15 protein-coding genes are annotated in these 15868 nt (G+C 59.8%); 5 read left to right on the top strand and 10 right to left on the bottom strand.

Features of this window, described 5'->3' with window-relative positions; genetic code table 11:
* Positions 1–32 precede the first annotated feature (32 nt).
* From tssA to ACIOYV_RS17135, 4 genes are all read right to left on the bottom strand, one after another.
* Complete coding sequence (tssA, locus tag ACIOYV_RS17150) at positions 33–1589, bottom strand: type VI secretion system protein TssA (RefSeq protein ID WP_163910619.1); 1557 nt, start codon at positions 1587–1589, stop codon at positions 33–35.
* Between the two features lie 652 nt (positions 1590–2241).
* Entirely contained in the window at positions 2242–2517 is a 276-nt protein-coding gene (locus ACIOYV_RS17145; protein WP_003213368.1) for an HU family DNA-binding protein, read from the bottom strand.
* A 192-nt stretch (positions 2518–2709) separates the two neighbouring features.
* A complete protein-coding gene (locus tag ACIOYV_RS17140) occupies positions 2710–3858 on the bottom strand; it encodes an NAD(P)/FAD-dependent oxidoreductase (RefSeq protein WP_401325411.1) in 1149 nt (382 codons plus the stop codon).
* A gap of 21 nt (positions 3859–3879) precedes the next feature.
* The gene (locus ACIOYV_RS17135) at positions 3880–4047 is read right to left on the bottom strand and encodes a rubredoxin (RefSeq protein WP_007954349.1); all 168 of its coding nucleotides are present in this window, start codon (positions 4045–4047) and stop codon (positions 3880–3882) included.
* A 200-nt stretch (positions 4048–4247) separates the two neighbouring features.
* Here ACIOYV_RS17135 and ACIOYV_RS17130 point away from each other — a divergent pair, with 200 nt between their 5' ends.
* Both ACIOYV_RS17130 and ubiA read left to right on the top strand, forming a co-directional pair.
* A complete protein-coding gene (locus ACIOYV_RS17130) occupies positions 4248–4799 on the top strand; it encodes a chorismate--pyruvate lyase family protein (RefSeq protein WP_401325408.1) in 552 nt (183 codons plus the stop codon).
* Positions 4799–5689: a 4-hydroxybenzoate octaprenyltransferase gene (gene ubiA, locus ACIOYV_RS17125; protein WP_163910612.1), complete on the top strand. Its 891-nt coding sequence runs from the start codon at positions 4799–4801 to the stop codon at positions 5687–5689. The genes ACIOYV_RS17130 and ubiA overlap by 1 nt, the downstream gene beginning before the upstream one ends.
* Positions 5690–5754: 65 nt before the next feature.
* On the opposite strand, the gene ACIOYV_RS17120 is transcribed toward ubiA, so the two are convergent.
* Positions 5755–6147, bottom strand: coding sequence for a hypothetical protein (locus tag ACIOYV_RS17120; RefSeq protein ID WP_265041903.1), 393 nt, complete (start codon positions 6145–6147; stop codon positions 5755–5757).
* Positions 6148–6299: 152 nt separating this feature from the next.
* Between ACIOYV_RS17120 and phoB the strand changes: the two genes are divergently transcribed.
* The 3 genes from phoB (at position 6300) to ACIOYV_RS17105 (ending at position 9877) form a co-directional block, all read left to right on the top strand.
* Positions 6300–6989, top strand: a complete 690-nt coding sequence (gene phoB, locus ACIOYV_RS17115; RefSeq protein ID WP_008150066.1) for a phosphate regulon transcriptional regulator PhoB — start codon at positions 6300–6302, stop codon at positions 6987–6989.
* A 137-nt stretch (positions 6990–7126) separates the two neighbouring features.
* Positions 7127–8413, top strand: a complete 1287-nt coding sequence (phoR, locus tag ACIOYV_RS17110) for a phosphate regulon sensor histidine kinase PhoR (RefSeq protein ID WP_290023432.1) — start codon at positions 7127–7129, stop codon at positions 8411–8413.
* A gap of 123 nt (positions 8414–8536) precedes the next feature.
* Positions 8537–9877, top strand: a complete 1341-nt coding sequence (locus tag ACIOYV_RS17105) for a hemolysin family protein (RefSeq protein WP_054048336.1) — start codon at positions 8537–8539, stop codon at positions 9875–9877.
* Between the two features lie 164 nt (positions 9878–10041).
* Here ACIOYV_RS17105 and ACIOYV_RS17100 read toward each other — a convergent pair whose 3' ends face one another.
* The 5 genes from ACIOYV_RS17100 to pstA form a co-directional block, all read right to left on the bottom strand.
* Positions 10042–10938, bottom strand: coding sequence for a peptidoglycan DD-metalloendopeptidase family protein (locus ACIOYV_RS17100; RefSeq protein ID WP_401325404.1), 897 nt, complete (start codon positions 10936–10938; stop codon positions 10042–10044).
* 219 nt (positions 10939–11157) lie between these two features.
* Complete coding sequence (locus tag ACIOYV_RS17095) at positions 11158–12102, bottom strand: response regulator (RefSeq protein WP_054617068.1); 945 nt, start codon at positions 12100–12102, stop codon at positions 11158–11160.
* Between the two features lie 167 nt (positions 12103–12269).
* Positions 12270–13031 carry a phosphate signaling complex protein PhoU gene (phoU, locus tag ACIOYV_RS17090; RefSeq protein ID WP_008150055.1) on the bottom strand — a complete coding sequence of 254 codons (762 nt, stop codon included), beginning with the start codon at positions 13029–13031 and terminating at the stop codon, positions 12270–12272.
* 120 nt (positions 13032–13151) lie between these two features.
* Entirely contained in the window at positions 13152–13985 is an 834-nt protein-coding gene (gene pstB, locus ACIOYV_RS17085) for a phosphate ABC transporter ATP-binding protein PstB (protein ID WP_007934504.1), read from the bottom strand.
* A gap of 159 nt (positions 13986–14144) precedes the next feature.
* Positions 14145–15815, bottom strand: coding sequence for a phosphate ABC transporter permease PstA (gene pstA, locus ACIOYV_RS17080; protein ID WP_054048331.1), 1671 nt, complete (start codon positions 15813–15815; stop codon positions 14145–14147).
* Between the last annotated feature and the right edge of the window lie 53 nt (positions 15816–15868).

Here is a 15868-nt window from a genome sequence, read left to right as displayed (position 1 = left end):
GGCTTTTCTCCTTGCGGTTGTGGCCCTGGGGCCTATTCGAGTACCACTTCGAGATCGAGGTGGCACAGCCTGCGATAAATCTCTTCCTTGCGTTCACGTACGGCATGGTTCTGCGGCAACAACTCGCAGCAGCTATGCAGTAAATGCAGCACTTCCAGCGCAAGATCGGGCTCCCAGGCGTTCAGGCCTGAGTCCTGTAATGTTTGGTCGAGGGTTTCGAGTTGGGTCCTGGCCAGTTCGTACTTTTTGGCCATGAAGCACAGCCGCGCCAGGGCGAACTGCCAGAAAAATCGTGCCCGCCCGCCTTGGGCGCCTTGCAGGCCCTGCTTGAGGATTTGCACGGCGGCCTTGAGGCCGTCCTTGCGCAAAATCGGCAGGACTTCTTCCAGGGCCACTTCCCAGGCAGGCTGGTTGTCAGCGACTTCAACCTTGCGCGGCGCACTGGCGGTTTGCAGGTGCGGCATGACGTGGGCGCTGACCCAGGCGCGGGTGGCCGGATCGGCAAACGGCGCGCCGTCATGGAAACGCAATTCGATGATGCCGGGCAGGCGCTGAACCAAAAGCGCGAAGTGGATTTCCACTTCGCGCATTGCCATCTCGGCGTTCAGCCCTTGAAGGCATTCCCAGACCATTCGCTGGCCATCGAACCAGAATGGCGCCTTCGCCAGGCTCGCCTCCAGTTCTACCAAGAGGTCTGCGTATTTGGCCTGATCGTAGCGATCCTGATAGGCCTTGAGCTTGTCCGCGGGCAAGCCGCGCAACATGGTGATCTGCTCGGCGTTGCGCTCGGGCACCGCGTCAATGGGCAACCACAGCAACGTACGATTGAGGCGCAGGGCGCGCAGGTCGGTGGCTTTCTGCTTGAGCCACCAGGCGCACAGCGGACGGGCGTTTTCCTGCTGGGCGCGCAGGGCCTTGTGGGCTTCTTTTTCGTTGTCGATCGGAGCGCCGGGGGTGAACAGCTGGGTCGCGGCCTGTTTGACCTGAGCGACCGCCGCCCCCACCACGCCGGGTTCCGGCTGGTTATCGGCGGCGCGCTGCACCATATTTTTCAGGCGGCGGGAGATCGGCAGCAGCAACGGCGCGTCGTCGCCCAGATGTTCGGTGCACGCGGCATCGAGGCCTTCGAGGTGTTCCACCATCCGGCGGAACATCGGCAACTGCTCTTTGATCGCGACTTTTTCGGTCAGCACCTGCTCGAGACGCGGCACCAACCAACTGATGGCTGCGGCGCGGGTGCGCGCCTTGTTCGGGTGAACTTCGGCCCAGTGGTTTTCCGACAAGTGGTGCAGCAAACCGAGGCCCGCCAGCAGGCCCTGAAAGGATTCACGCTGGTACAAAGCCCAGGTCAGCCAGGCACCGACGCGCAAATCCTTGGATTGGGTGCGCAGCAGGTTTTCGCTGTTTTCACGGATTTTCAGCCAGTCGATCTGACCGGCTTCATGCATCGATTGGGCTTTGGCGAGCTCGCTTTCCAGGGCCTCGTATTCGCTCGAAAAGCGAACATCCTCGCCCGCGAAATTCTCTTTGGAAACAGAGGCTTTTGCGAGATCAAGGTAATGGGCGGAAAGTTTGCTTGAGTAGGACATCCATGGCCTTTAATTAGGATTACGGTCACACGCCAATTGGAGTTTCAACGGCGGTGGACAGTATCAAAGAGCTGCGATGATTCTCATCCAATTGAGTTCGTGCTCTTGCAAGTGGGCGCATCGTAATCACTATGATGGCCACTAGCAAGCATCCGATTAAACAACAAGACGAAGTGTTCTCTGTTTCACGTAGGAGATATCCCTATATCTCTCAGGGACTCCCCTGATGTCAGATTAATATTTCATCTGCCAAGCAGGCGCCCCGTAACCATTGTTCCAGAGCCATTTCTTAAATCCCCAGCAACCATTGACGATTCGGTCCATGAGCCGGGCGCAAAGCATGACAAGAATAAAAAATGATAAATGTAGGAAATGTCTGAAAGGTTGCAGTCATCTATGAACAAAACGATGAAAGACAACAGCCAACTTAAAAAGTGCCATCGCTGTGATGGCACTTTTATATAGCGTTGAATTCCCTGACGATACCAAGGGCAACTCCGGCCACGCACTTTGTTTCCAGTGTGTATTAATCAGTCCACAACACGCTCTTCATATAAACAGAAGGCAACGCCCATAAAAAATGGGCCTCCGATTAATCGGCAGGCCCATTTTTCAATACGGTTCTCCCCTTTATTCAGGGAGTTCGCCGCAATTATGGATTAACGCTGTCTTTCAACGATTTGCCTGGTTTGAAGGCGACGGTGTTGCTGGCCTTGATTTTCACAGGCTCACCGGTTTGCGGGTTTTTGCCGGTGCGGGCACCGCGGTGGCGTTGCAGGAAGGTACCGAAGCCCACCAGCGTGACGCTGTCTTTGCGGTGCAGAGCGCCGGTGATTTCTTCGAGAACGGCGTTGAGAACGCGGTTGGCCTGCTCTTTGGTGAGATCTGCTTTTTCAGCGATTGCAGCGGCGAGTTCTGGTTTACGCATTAGTGAAGCCCCTTTGACGGTTTTTTGTTGTTATGTCCGTGCTGTTCTCGTTGGAACAGCGCCCAAGGCGCCGCAGGTGCTCTACTCTGCGGCAGACGGGAGTGAGGATGGCACGCACGGAAGAGCCGCGCCAGTCTCGGCGCGACGTTTGTAGGGGCAAAAGCGGGGTGATTCCGACAGAACGACCAGTATTTACGCCAGCAGGGCCGGAAGCTCTTTGTTCAACGCGAGTTTTTCCATCACCGCCGTGCCTGTCAGGGCATAACCGAGCAATTTGCCTGAGCCATCACGGCACAACACTTTGATGTCGGCGCCCTGCCCTTCGACCGTCCAGACGCCTTCGGTGCCCCGTGGCGGCGGCGAAACCACCAGCGGGCAGACCGGCGTTTTCACGGTGATCGGCATCGGGCCGTAGTTCACCGCTGTAGGATTTCCCGCCAGCGTTTGGGCCAGCGCTCTCGCACAGCTCATGAGGGGCATCACGTACAACAGATTCAGACCTTCGACCTCGGCACAATCGCCCAGGGCGTAGATATTGGCGTGGGAAGTCTTCAGTTGACGATCAACCACGACGCCGCGATTGACCTGAACCCCCGCTGCGGCCGCCAGATCGATACGCGGACGCAGGCCGATGGCCGAGACCACCACATCGCACGCAATCACCTGGCCATCGGACAAGTGCGCTTCCAGCCCGTCCGCCACACGCTGCAAGCGATTGAGTACCGGCCCGAGGTGGAAGCGCGCACCGAGGCTTTCCAGCCCGGCCTGCACCGCAGCGGCTGCCGCCGGGTGCAGCAAGGTCGGCATGACCTGCTCGCACGGCGCCACCAGTTGCACCTCGTAACCGCCGAGGATCAGGTCGTTGGCAAATTCGCAGCCGATCAGGCCGGCGCCGAGCAGTAACACCCGGCGCTTGCCCGCCGCAGCGGCACGGAAGCGTGCGTAGTCTTCCAGATCATTGATCGGGAACACCGCGTCAGCGCCGTCGCCTTCGATTGGCACCCGCACGGTTTCCGCGCCCCAGGCCAGGATCAGGTCGCGATAGATCACCGATTCCTCGCCGATCCACAGGCGTTTGTGGCCTGGGTCGATGCCGCTGATACGGGTATGGGTGCGCACTTCGGCCTTCAGTTGCTCGGCCATGGCGCCGGGCTCGGCCATGCTCAGGCCATCGGCATCCTTGTTTTTGCCGAAACCGGTGGAGAGCATCGGCTTGGAGTAGGAACGCCCGTCATCGGCGGTGATCAGCAGCAATGGGGTTTCGCCATCGAGTTTGCGAAACTCCCGGGCCAGGTTGTAGCCAGCCAGGCCGGTACCGACGATCACGACAGGTGCGTTCATGCCTTACTCCTCTTTTTTGTCTTAGTTGATTTCGATCATTTCGAAATCCATCTTGCCCACGCCGCAGTCCGGGCACAGCCAGTCTTCCGGTACGTCCTGCCACAGCGTGCCGGGTGCAATGCCGTCATCCGGCCAGCCGTCGGCTTCGTTATAGATCAGGCCGCAGACCACACATTGCCACTTTTTCATTCGGTTACTTCCTCAGGATTCAGGCTTTTGCCGGCGCGAACGGTCGATGGGTAAAGCGTTGCCGTCCGGCTCAGGGCGTTTTGTACTGATCGAACCCGGCAGATGCAAGCCTGTTCGACGCCGCAACAGGCCGGCTCAATCAAAATCGCCGGCTGACATGGTAAGCTCGCCGCCTCATTTGCTGCCAATAATGACTCACTGTGCCGCACTCAAAAGCCCCGTTCTGGCTCACCCAAAACCGACTCGCCCCCCTCCCCGACAGCTCTACCCTCGACTGGCTGTTCGACGAAGGCTCGCTGACCCGACGCTTGATCCGTCTGTCGAATGATCGCTTCAGCGTCACGCCGTTGTTCGAAGGCTGGCAAGCGTTGCGCGCCGATGAATGTGCCGCGCTGGACCTGGCCGATGGCAGCGAAGGTTGGGTGCGCGAGGTGTATCTGCGCGGCGCTGGCCAGGCCTGGGTGTTCGCCCGCAGCGTGGCGGCGCGCAGTGCGTTGCAAGGTGAAGGCCTGCACATGGACGAACTGGGCAGCCGCTCGCTGGGCGAACTGCTGTTCTGCGATCAGGCGTTCCAGCGCCAGGCCATCGAGGTTTGCCACTATCCTCAGGAATGGCTGCCGCTGGAGTCACGCGCACCGGAACTGTGGGGTCGTCGCTCGCGTTTTGATCGGGGCGCCTTGAGCGTGCTGGTGGCCGAGATTTTCCTGCCGACCTTGTGGCTCGCCACCCGCGCCCACCCGGAGAACTGCTGATGTACACCAGCCTGCTCAAGTCCCTGAATCGCTTGAATCCCCGGGCCTGGGATTTCATTCAGCTGACCCGCATGGACAAGCCGATCGGTATTTACCTGCTGCTGTGGCCGACCCTTTGGGCGCTGTGGATTGCCGGCAAGGGCTCGCCTTCATTGGCCAACATCGTGATTTTCGTGCTCGGTGTGGTACTGACCCGCGCCGGCGGTTGCGTGATCAATGACTGGGCGGACCGCAAGGTCGACGGCCATGTGAAGCGCACCGAACAGCGGCCACTGGTGAGCGGCAAGATCAGCTCAAAAGAAGCGTTGGTGTTTTTTGCGCTGCTGATGGGCGTGAGTTTTCTGCTGGTACTGTGCACCAATGCGCCGACTGTCTGGCTGTCGCTGGGTGGCCTGGCGCTCGCGTTCAGTTACCCGTTCATGAAGCGCTACACCTATTACCCGCAAGTGGTGTTGGGCGCGGCGTTTTCCTGGGGGATGCCGATGGCGTTCACCGCCGAGACTGGTGAGCTGCCGGCCGCTGCGTGGTTGCTGTGGATTGCCAATCTGTTGTGGACCGTCGGCTACGACACCTACTACGCGATGACTGACCGTGACGACGATTTGAAGATCGGCGTGAAATCCACCGCCATTCTGTTTGGCGACGCGGACCGGGTGATCATTCTGACGTTGCAGGGATTGGCGCTGGGTTGCTTGCTGTTGGCCGGATCAAAATTCCAGCTCGGCGGCTGGTTCCACCTCGGTTTGCTGGCGGCGGCGGGCTGTTTTGCCTGGGAGTTCTGGTACACCCGCGGCAAGGACCGGATGCGTTGCTTCAAGGCGTTCTTGCACAACCACTGGGCGGGGTTGGCGATTTTTGTAGGGATTGTGTTGGACTACGGCTTGCGTTGAGGCGGAGGACGCCTTCGCGGGCAAGCCTCGCTCCTACAGAAGCGAGGCTTGGCATTTGAACTCGCTTACATCTTCGGACCGGAATTGGTGATGACGTGCCAGACGTCTTTCATTTTGTCGCCTTCCTTGTCGCCCGGTTTTTTGTCTTTCATGAAGTAGTAAAGCGGTTTGCCGTCGTAGGCCCACTGCATCGTGCCGTCGTCGCGTTTGACGATCGACCATTTACCTTCAGCCTTGGCGCCCGCTTCCGCCTTGAACGGCGGCCAGTTTTCCGCGCATTGTCCGGTGCACACCGACGTGCCGCCCGTGTCCTTGTCGAACGTATACAGGGTCATGCCCTTATGGTCGGCCATCACGCCGTCTTTCATCATGACGGGCTCGGCAGCAAAGGCCATTGTCGGCAAAGCCAGGACCGCAGTCAGCATCAGGGCTTTGAAGGATTGCGAGTATTGCTTCATGGAAACCTTCCTTTTGTGGTTGTCAGGATTCGGACTTAGAGCTTAGTTCAGGATCATGACAATCGCCGTGCGACTAAAATACTGTCACACGACTGCAATAATTCCGTTATCTAATGCGGCGCAAGACAGTTAAATGACAAGAGGATTAAGGCATGGTTGGCAGGAGCATTCTGATCGTCGACGACGAAGCGCCCATTCGCGAAATGATCGCCGTTGCGTTGGAAATGGCCGGCTATGACTGCCTGGAGGCGGAGAACTCCCAGCAGGCGCATGCCATCATCGTCGACCGCAAGCCGGACCTGATCCTGCTGGACTGGATGCTGCCCGGCACCTCCGGCATCGAGCTGGCCCGACGCCTCAAACGCGATGAGCTGACCGGGGATATCCCGATCATCATGCTCACCGCCAAGGGCGAAGAGGACAACAAGATCCAGGGTCTGGAAGTCGGCGCCGACGACTACATCACCAAACCGTTTTCCCCTCGTGAGCTGGTCGCGCGCCTCAAAGCCGTGCTGCGCCGCGCCGGCCCGACCGACGGTGAAACCCCGATCGAAGTCGGCGGCCTGTTGCTGGACCCGATCAGCCACCGCGTGACCATCGACGGCAAACCCGCCGAGATGGGCCCGACCGAATACCGTCTGCTGCAATTCTTCATGACCCATCAGGAACGCGCCTACACCCGTGGCCAGTTGCTGGATCAGGTCTGGGGCGGCAATGTTTATGTCGAAGAGCGCACGGTCGACGTGCACATCCGACGCCTGCGCAAAGCCCTCGGCGATGCCTATGAAAATCTGGTACAAACCGTGCGCGGCACCGGCTACCGGTTTTCCACAAAGGCATAAAAGCAGCGGCAAGCTTTAAGCTACAAGCGGCAAGCGAAAGCAGAGCCGCGCTGACTTGAAGCTTGCGGCTTGAAACTTGGAGCTGCGCTAGGACGCCCCCCTTGAACCAAAACTGGCATGGCACGCTGATTCGCCACATGTTGTTGCTGGTCACCGCCTGCCTGGTGATCGGCCTGATTTCCGGCTATTACGGCTGGAGCCTCGCGGCTGGCCTGGGTCTTTACCTGGCCTGGACTCTCAAGCAACTGCTGCGCCTGCACGAATGGCTGCGCCTGCACAAACCCGATGAAGCACCGCCCGATGGCTATGGCCTGTGGGGCGAAGTGTTCGACAGCATCTACCACCTGCAACGCCGCGACCAACGGGTGCGCGGTCGCCTGCAAGCGGTGATCGACCGGGTCCAGGAATCCACCGCCGCGCTCAAAGACGCGGTGATCATGCTCGACAGCGACGGCAACCTGGAATGGTGGAACCGCGCCGCCGAAACCCTGCTTGGTCTCAAGACTCCGCAAGACAGCGGCCAACCGGTGACCAACCTGGTGCGGCATCCGCGCTTCAAGGAGTACTTCGAACAGGACAGCTACGCCGAGCCGCTGGAAATCCCCTCACCGACCAATGATCGCCTGCGCATTCAGCTGTACATCACCCGCTACGGCAACAACGAACACCTGATGCTGGTGCGCGACGTGACGCGCATTCATCAACTGGAGCAAATGCGCAAAGACTTCATCGCCAACGTTTCCCACGAACTGCGCACGCCGCTGACCGTGATCTGCGGCTACCTGGAAACCCTGCTCGACAACGTCGAGGAAGTTAACCCGCGCTGGACCCGTGCCTTGCAGCAGATGCAACAGCAAGGTGGGCGCATGCAGACGTTGCTCAATGACTTGCTGCTGTTGGCCAAGCTGGAAGCCACGGATTACCCGTCGGACAACCAGCCGGTGGTCATCGATAGCTTGCTGAAATCGATAAAGAGCGATGCCCAGCAGTTGTCCGCCCAGAAGAATCAGCGCATCACCCTGGAAGCCGATGCGACGATTTTGCTCAAGGGCAGCGAAGCCGAATTGCGCAGCGCGTTTTCAAACCTGGTGTTCAACGCGGTGAAATACACCCCGGCCGAAGGCAATATCCGCATACGCTGGTGGGGCGATGAACAAGGCGCGCACTTGAGCGTGCAGGATTCCGGGATCGGCATCGACAGCAAACACCTGCCGCGCTTGACTGAACGCTTCTACCGCGTCGATTCCAGCCGCAACTCCAACACTGGCGGCACCGGGCTGGGCCTGGCGATCGTCAAACACGTGCTGCTGCGTCACCGCGCGCGGATGGAAATCAGCAGCGTGCCGGGGCATGGCAGCACATTCACCTGCCATTTCGCGCCGGCCCAGGTGACCAAATCCCAACTGATCAACGCGGCCGATTGATACCGGCCAGCACTCGCCACTAGGCAATCACTGAGTCAGCCGCTACATTGGCTGACTTGTGCCTGCCCTTCAGGCACTGCATTTCCCCTTTTTTTGAATACACGGAATCCGCAAAACTCCATCATGGACCCATCCCCTGGCTTGACCCTCGCGACACTCTTCGCCGACTTCGGCATGATTCTTTTTGCTCTGATCCTGGTTTTGCTCAACGGATTTTTCGTTGCGGCGGAATTTGCCATGGTCAAACTGCGCTCGACCCGGGTCGAGGCCATCGCTGAAAAAAACGGCTGGCGCGGACACATCCTGCGCACCGTGCACAGTCAGCTCGATGCGTACCTGTCGGCCTGCCAGTTGGGTATCACCCTCGCCTCGCTGGGCCTTGGCTGGGTCGGTGAGCCTGCGTTTGCGCACATCCTCGAACCGATCCTTGAAGCCGTCGGCGTGCAGTCGGCCGAAGTGATCAAAGGCGTGTCGTTCTTCGCCGCGTTCTTCGTTATTTCGTACCTGCACATCGTGGTCGGTGAACTGGCGCCCAAGTCGTGGGCGATCCGTAAACCGGAGCTGCTGTCGCTCTGGACCGCCGTGCCGCTGTACCTGTTCTACTGGGCGATGTACCCGGCGATCTACCTGCTCAACGCCAGCGCCAACACGATCCTGCGCATTGCTGGCCAGGGCGAACCCGGCCCGCATCACGAGCACCATTACAGCCGTGAAGAACTGAAACTGATCCTGCACTCCAGCCGTGGCCAGGACCCGAGCGACCAAGGCATGCGTGTGTTGGCTTCGGCGGTGGAAATGGGTGAGCTGGAAGTGGTGGACTGGGCCAACTCCCGGGAAGACCTGGTGACGCTGGAGTTCAACGCGCCGCTCAAGGAAATCCTCGCGCTGTTCCGTCGTCACAAGTTCAGCCGTTATCCGGTGTACGACAGCGAACGCCAGGAGTTCGTCGGCCTGCTGCACATCAAGGACCTGCTGCTGGAATTGGCGGCCCTGGACCACATTCCCGAGTCGTTCAACCTGGCCGAGCTGACCCGTCCGCTGGAACGCATCTCGCGCCATATGCCGCTGTCGCAACTGCTGGAACAGTTCCGCAAGGGCGGTTCGCACTTCGCCGTGGTCGAGGAAGCCGACGGCAACATCATCGGATACTTGACCATGGAAGACGTGCTGGAAGTGCTGGTGGGCGACATTCAGGACGAACACCGCAAGGCCGAACGCGGGATCCTCGCGTATCAACCGGGCAAGTTGCTGGTACGGGGCGATACGCCGCTGTTCAAGGTTGAACGCCTGCTGGGCATCGACCTGGACCACATCGAAGCCGAAACCCTCGCCGGGTTGGTCTACGAAACCCTGAAACGGGTGCCGGAAGAGGAGGAAGTGCTGGAAGTCGAAGGTCTGCGCATCATCATCAAGAAGATGAAAGGGCCGAAGATCATATTGGCCAAGGTGTTGATGCTGGATTGATTGCCGGCGAGCCTTTGTGGCGAGGGGGCTTGCCCCCGTTGGGCTGCGAAGCGGCCCCTAAACCCCTCAACCGCACAGTCCCTGACATTCCGCATTCATGGTTTTGGGACGGCTCCGCCGTCCAACGGGGGCAAGCCCCCTCGCCACAATTGATCTAATCGCCTTCATTGCTTGCCCAACGCAAAGTTGGGCAACGCCCCCACCGGTTGATTGAACTGGTACGGAATCGACACCAACCCCAACCCGGTATTGCGCTGCACCACGAAATGCAGGTGCGGCCCGCTGCTGTTGCCGGTATTGCCCGATAACGCCAACGCGCTGCCCACCGCCACCCGCTGACCTTCGCGCACGCTCACCGAACCTTGCTTGAGGTGCAGGTACACGCCCATGGTCCCGTCGTCGTGCAACACCCGCACGAAATTGCCGGACGGATCATTGCCACGGCCGCTCTGGCCATTCTCGGTTTTCACCACCATCCCGGCGCGCGCTGCAATGATCGGCGTGCCTTCGGGCATGGCGATGTCCATCGCGTAGCGGTTCTTGGCCCCGAAGTGGCTGTATTGGCCATTCGCGCCCTGGCTCAAGCGAAACGGACCGCCACGCCAGGGGAAGGGATATCGATAGCTCTGAGCGGCGCCTGAGGGGTCGCCCATGGAATATTGGAAGCTCGGGGTATACACCAGCGGCTTTCCACCGGTAATCGCCGTCAGCAGCGCCAGGCGCGAGTTGCTGCGCGCCGGCAAGACCCGGCGAATCGGCTGGCTCGGCGCACCCTTGACGTTGCTCAACCCGGCAAAACTCAGCTCGACCTCCACCGGCGCATATAGATCGTTGCGCACAAACACCACGTCCACGCCCTTCTGCTTCTTGATGTCGAGGTACACCTGGCGCTCCAGGTGCTCGACCATCCGGTCCCGAAAGACAAACACCTGGGAGCCTTTCGTGGGGCGGTCACTATAGGAGACCACGCCATTGGCATCGGTGGATTTGTAAATGGTCATGGCCACAGCCGAGGTGGAGGCCACGAAAAGACCACAGAAAAACAGCAGGCGCGCGAGCATGGGCAAGAGTCTGTCGAATAAGGCCTGGAAAGGAGCCTAGCAGGTGCAATGGACCTGGGTAGTCGGCAGATGTTTCAAAATGGGATGTTCGGGAGATGTTCGGGAGATGTGCGGTGAATTTGATGGCGCCTTCGCGAGCAGGCTCGCTCCCACACTTGGAATGCATTCCAATGTAGGAGCGAGGCTTGCCCGCGAAGGCGGACTGGCAGGCAACGAAGATTACGCGCCGGGAATGAAATGCTTCTGCGCAGTACCACGGGCAATCAGGCGGGAGATGTAGTCGAGCTTCTGCGCGTCCTGATCGACGAAGCGGAAGGTCAGTTGCAGCCAGTCGCTGTCGGGCTTGGGTTCGTGGGCGACGATGGCGTGCAGGTAGCCGTTCAGGCGCGCGGTTTCGGCGTTGTCGCCCTGCTCCAGATCGAGCACTGCGCTTTCGAGCACTTGCGGCAGGATGTCGGTGCGTTTGACCACCAGCAGCGCTTCCTTGAGGCTCAAGGCTTTGATCACGCAGGCTTGAGTGCCGCTCGAAAGACGCAATTGACCTTGGCCACGACCGCCGGCAGGTGCGGCCGATGCAGCCGGTGCCTTGACCGGCGGGCTGTTGAGCAGGCCACGGGACGGCGCGGCCGCCGGGGCTGGCGCAGCGGCGACAGGTTTGGCGAACGGGTTGACGGGGGCAGCACCGACCACCTCAGCCTTGCCACCAGTCAGGGCGCTCAGCGAATCATTGCCGAACGCCGAGTTCATCTTGGTCGGCGCGCTGTTCATCAAGGTGTCGAGCTTGCCGACCTTGTTCAGGGCCTGCTTGACCTTGGTCAGCAGTTGCTCGTTGGTGAACGGCTTGCTGACATAACCGGAAACGCCGGCCTGAATTGCCTGGACCACGTTCTCTTTGTCGCCACGGCTGGTCACCATCACAAACGGCATGGTCTTGAGGTTGTCCTGCTCGCGGCACCAGGTCAGCAGTTCCAGGCCGGACATTTCCGGCATCTCCCAGTCACACAGCACCAGGTCGAACGCTTCACGCGCCAGAATCGCCTGAGCCTTCTTGCCGTTGACCGCATCTTCGATCCGGATGCCCGGAAAATAGTTGCGCAGGCACTTCTTCACCAGGTCACGAATGAACGACGCATCGTCCACGACCAACACACTGACCTTACTCATCCACAACCCCTTTAAAAAATCCCGGCAAGCATACCGCTTTGCTGATGGCACATTGCCAAAAACCTTCAGTCACGCCGGGACTTTTCGTTCGCGGGTGCTGCTTTCGAATTCATTCGCCGCAAACAAAAACGCCCAGCCAAAGGGCCGGGCGCTTTTCTCAGGCAATCTTACTTATCGTCAGCTTTGCCCGGAACATTAGCGGTTTCGCCACTTGTGCCTTCAACTTCTTCTTTCATGCGCTTGAGGCCAAGGTGTCGCACATCGGTGCCGCGCACCAGATAAATCACCAACTCGGAGATGTTGCGCGCGTGGTCGCCGATCCGCTCCAGGGAACGCAGCACCCAAATGATGCTCAAGACCCGCGAGATAGAGCGTGGGTCTTCCATCATGTAGGTCGCCAGCTCACGCAGGGCGGTCTTGTATTCGCGGTCGATGATCTTGTCGTACTGCGCGACCGACAATGCCAGGTCAGCGTCAAAACGGGCAAACGCATCCAGCGCGTCGCGCACCATGTTGCGTACCTGGTCGCCGATGTGGCGCACTTCGACATAACCGCGTGGTGCTTCGCCTTCTTCGCACAACTGGATGGCGCGACGGGCAATCTTGGTTGCTTCGTCGCCGATGCGCTCCAGGTCGATCACCGACTTGGAGATGCTGATGATCAGACGCAAGTCGGACGCCGCCGGCTGACGACGGGCCAGGATGCGCAGGCACTCTTCGTCGATGTTGCGTTCCATCTGGTTGATCTGGTCGTCGATCTCGCGCACCTGCTGGGCCAGGCCGGAGTCGGCCTCGATCAGCGCGGTCACCGCGTCGTTGACCTGCTTTTCCACCAGCCCGCCCATGGCCAGGAGGTGGCTGCGCACTTCCTCGAGCTCGGCGTTGAACTGCGCGGAAATGTGGTGGGTAAGGCCTTCTTTACTAATCATCTGTTTCGCTCCGCGAAAGTTGCAAGCTTCAAGCTGCAAGCTTCAAGCAGTTATGTACAAGTCCTGATTTCGCACCGCATCTTACTTGCCGCTTGAAGCTTGCGGCTTGCAGCTGTACGGCTAGCCGTACCGCCCTGTGATGTAGTCTTCGGTCTGCTTCTTCGCCGGATTGGTGAACAAGGTGTCGGTGTCGCCGAATTCCACCAGTTTGCCCATGTACATGAACGCCGTGTAGTCGGAAACCCGCGCGGCCTGTTGCATGTTGTGGGTCACGATCACGATGGTGAACTTGGATTTCAGTTCGTAGATCAGCTCTTCGACTTTCAGCGTCGAGATCGGGTCGAGTGCCGAGCACGGTTCGTCGAGCAGCAGCACTTCCGGCTCCACGGCGATGGTGCGGGCGATCACCAGACGTTGCTGCTGACCACCGGACAGGCCGAGTGCCGACTCGTGCAGACGGTCTTTGACTTCGTCCCACAGCGCCGCGCCTTTCAGTGCCCACTCGACGGCTTCGTCGAGGATGCGCTTCTTGTTGATGCCCTGGATGCGCAGGCCGTAAACCACGTTTTCATAGATGGTTTTCGGGAACGGGTTCGGCTTCTGGAACACCATGCCCACACGGCGACGCAGCTCGGCCACGTCTTCGCCCTTGCGGTAGATGTTGTTGCCGTAGAGGTTGATCGCGCCTTCGACGCGGCAACCGTCAACCAGGTCGTTCATGCGGTTGAAGGTGCGCAGCAGCGTGGACTTGCCGCAGCCGGACGGGCCGATGAAGGCCGTCACGCGCTGTTTCGGAATGTTCATGCTGACGTCGTACAGCGCTTGTTTCTCACCGTAGAACAGGCTCAGGCCAGGTACTTCGATGGCCACGGTTTCCTGCTCGAGACTCAGGCTCTGTTTGTCGCGGCCCAGGGCAGACATGTTGATGCCGTGGGTATGTGCTTCGTGCTGCATGGGAGGCTCCCTGTGCTAACAAATTCGGTTCGGTTGCCCACTGGCCTCACAAAAAATGGGCCAGCAGTGTTGCCGTTCTGTAGGAGCCAGGCTTGCCGGCGAAGGCGTCCTTGAAATCGCCTTCGCCGGCAAGCCTGGCTCCTACAGGGAGCGGCGTGATTAGCTATCCAGCGCTTTGTACTTCTCGCGCAGGTGGTTGCGTATGTACACGGCCGACAGGTTCAACGTGGCGATCACCAGCACCAGCAACAGCGCGGTGGCGTACACCAGCGGTCGGGCCGCTTCGACGTTCGGGCTCTGGAAGCCGACGTCATAAATATGGAAGCCCAAGTGCATGATCTTCTGGTCAAGGTGCAGGTACGGGTAGTTACCGTCCACCGGCAGCGACGGCGCCAGCTTCACCACACCTACCAGCATCAGCGGCGCCACTTCACCGGCGGCGCGGGCCACGGCGAGGATCATGCCGGTCATCATCGCCGGGCTGGCCATCGGCAGCACGATCTTCCACAAGGTTTCAGCCTTGGTCGCGCCGAGGGCCAACGAGCCCTCACGCACGGTGCGAGGAATCCGCGCCAGGCCTTCTTCGGTGGCCACGATCACCACCGGCACCGCCAGCAATGCCAGGGTCAGCGAGGCCCAGAGCAGACCCGGCGTACCGAAGGTCGGCGCCGGCAAGGCTTCGGGGAAGAAGATCCGGTCCAGCGAGCCGCCGAGTACGTAGACGAAGAAGCCCAGGCCGAACACCCCGTAAACGATGGCCGGAACGCCCGCCAGGTTATTCACGGCGATGCGGATAATCCGGGTCAGGGCGTTTTGCTTGGCGTATTCACGCAAGTAAACCGCTGCCAGCACACCGAACGGCGTCACGATCATCGCCATGATCAGGGTCATCATCACGGTGCCGAAGATTGCCGGGAAGATCCCGCCTTCAGTGTTCGCTTCACGCGGGTCGTCGGACAGGAATTCCCAGACCTTGCCAAAGTAGAAGCCGATCTTGGTAAAGGTGCCCATGGCGTTCGGCTGGTAGGCATGCACCACCTTGCCGATGCCGATTTCGAGCTCTTTGCCGTTGGCATCGCGAGCGGTGAGGCTGTCGCGGTTGAACTGGGCGTGCAGGTCGCCGAGGCGCGCTTCGATGTCCTGATAACGGGCGTTCAGCTCAGCCTTTTCTGCGTCCATGTCGGCTTGCGCGGTGGCATCGAGCTTGCCGGCCAGTTCCAGTTTGCGGCCGTGCAGACGGATGCGTTCCAGACCGGCGTTGATCGCGCCGATGTCGGATTTCTCCAAAGTCTTGAGCTGTGCCGCGAGCTTGTTGACGCGATCGACACGAGCCTGCAACTCCGGCCACGCCGCCTCGCCTTCGGCGATCACCTTGCCGTCTTCTTTGACGTTGACCAGGTAACCGTAGAAGTTGCCCCACTCGCGACGTTCGATGGTCATCAGTTCTGGCGGCGTCTTCTGGTTCGTCAGCCACTCGCCGACGATCCAGGTGAAGTCGTTGCCGTTCAAGTCACGGTTGCCGACCTTGATCAGCTCGCGGGTCATGAACTCCGGGCCGACATCAGGCACCGGCAGGCCCGCGCTTTTCAAACGCTCGCGAGGCACTTCTTCTTTCTGCACCACTTCGCCGATGACCAAATGATTGGCCTGGCCCGGCACGTCATAACTGGCGTGCACCAGGTCCGCCGGCCAGAAGTGGCCCAGACCGCGCACGGCAATCACTGCCAGCAAGCCAATGGTCATGATGACCGCGATGGACACCGCGCCACCGCTGATCCAGACGCCGGGGGCGCCGCTCTTGAACCATCCTTTCAGGGAGTTCTGTTTCACAGACTTATACCTTTATTAAAGCGACGAGTATATCTTTCGCACACGATCACTAA

This window comes from Pseudomonas sp. NPDC087342 (assembly GCF_044744265.1).
In the GTDB taxonomy this organism is placed as follows: domain Bacteria; phylum Pseudomonadota; class Gammaproteobacteria; order Pseudomonadales; family Pseudomonadaceae; genus Aquipseudomonas; species Aquipseudomonas nunensis.
Note: the sequence above shows the minus strand (reverse complement) of the source record. Positions and strands in the feature narration are given on the sequence as shown.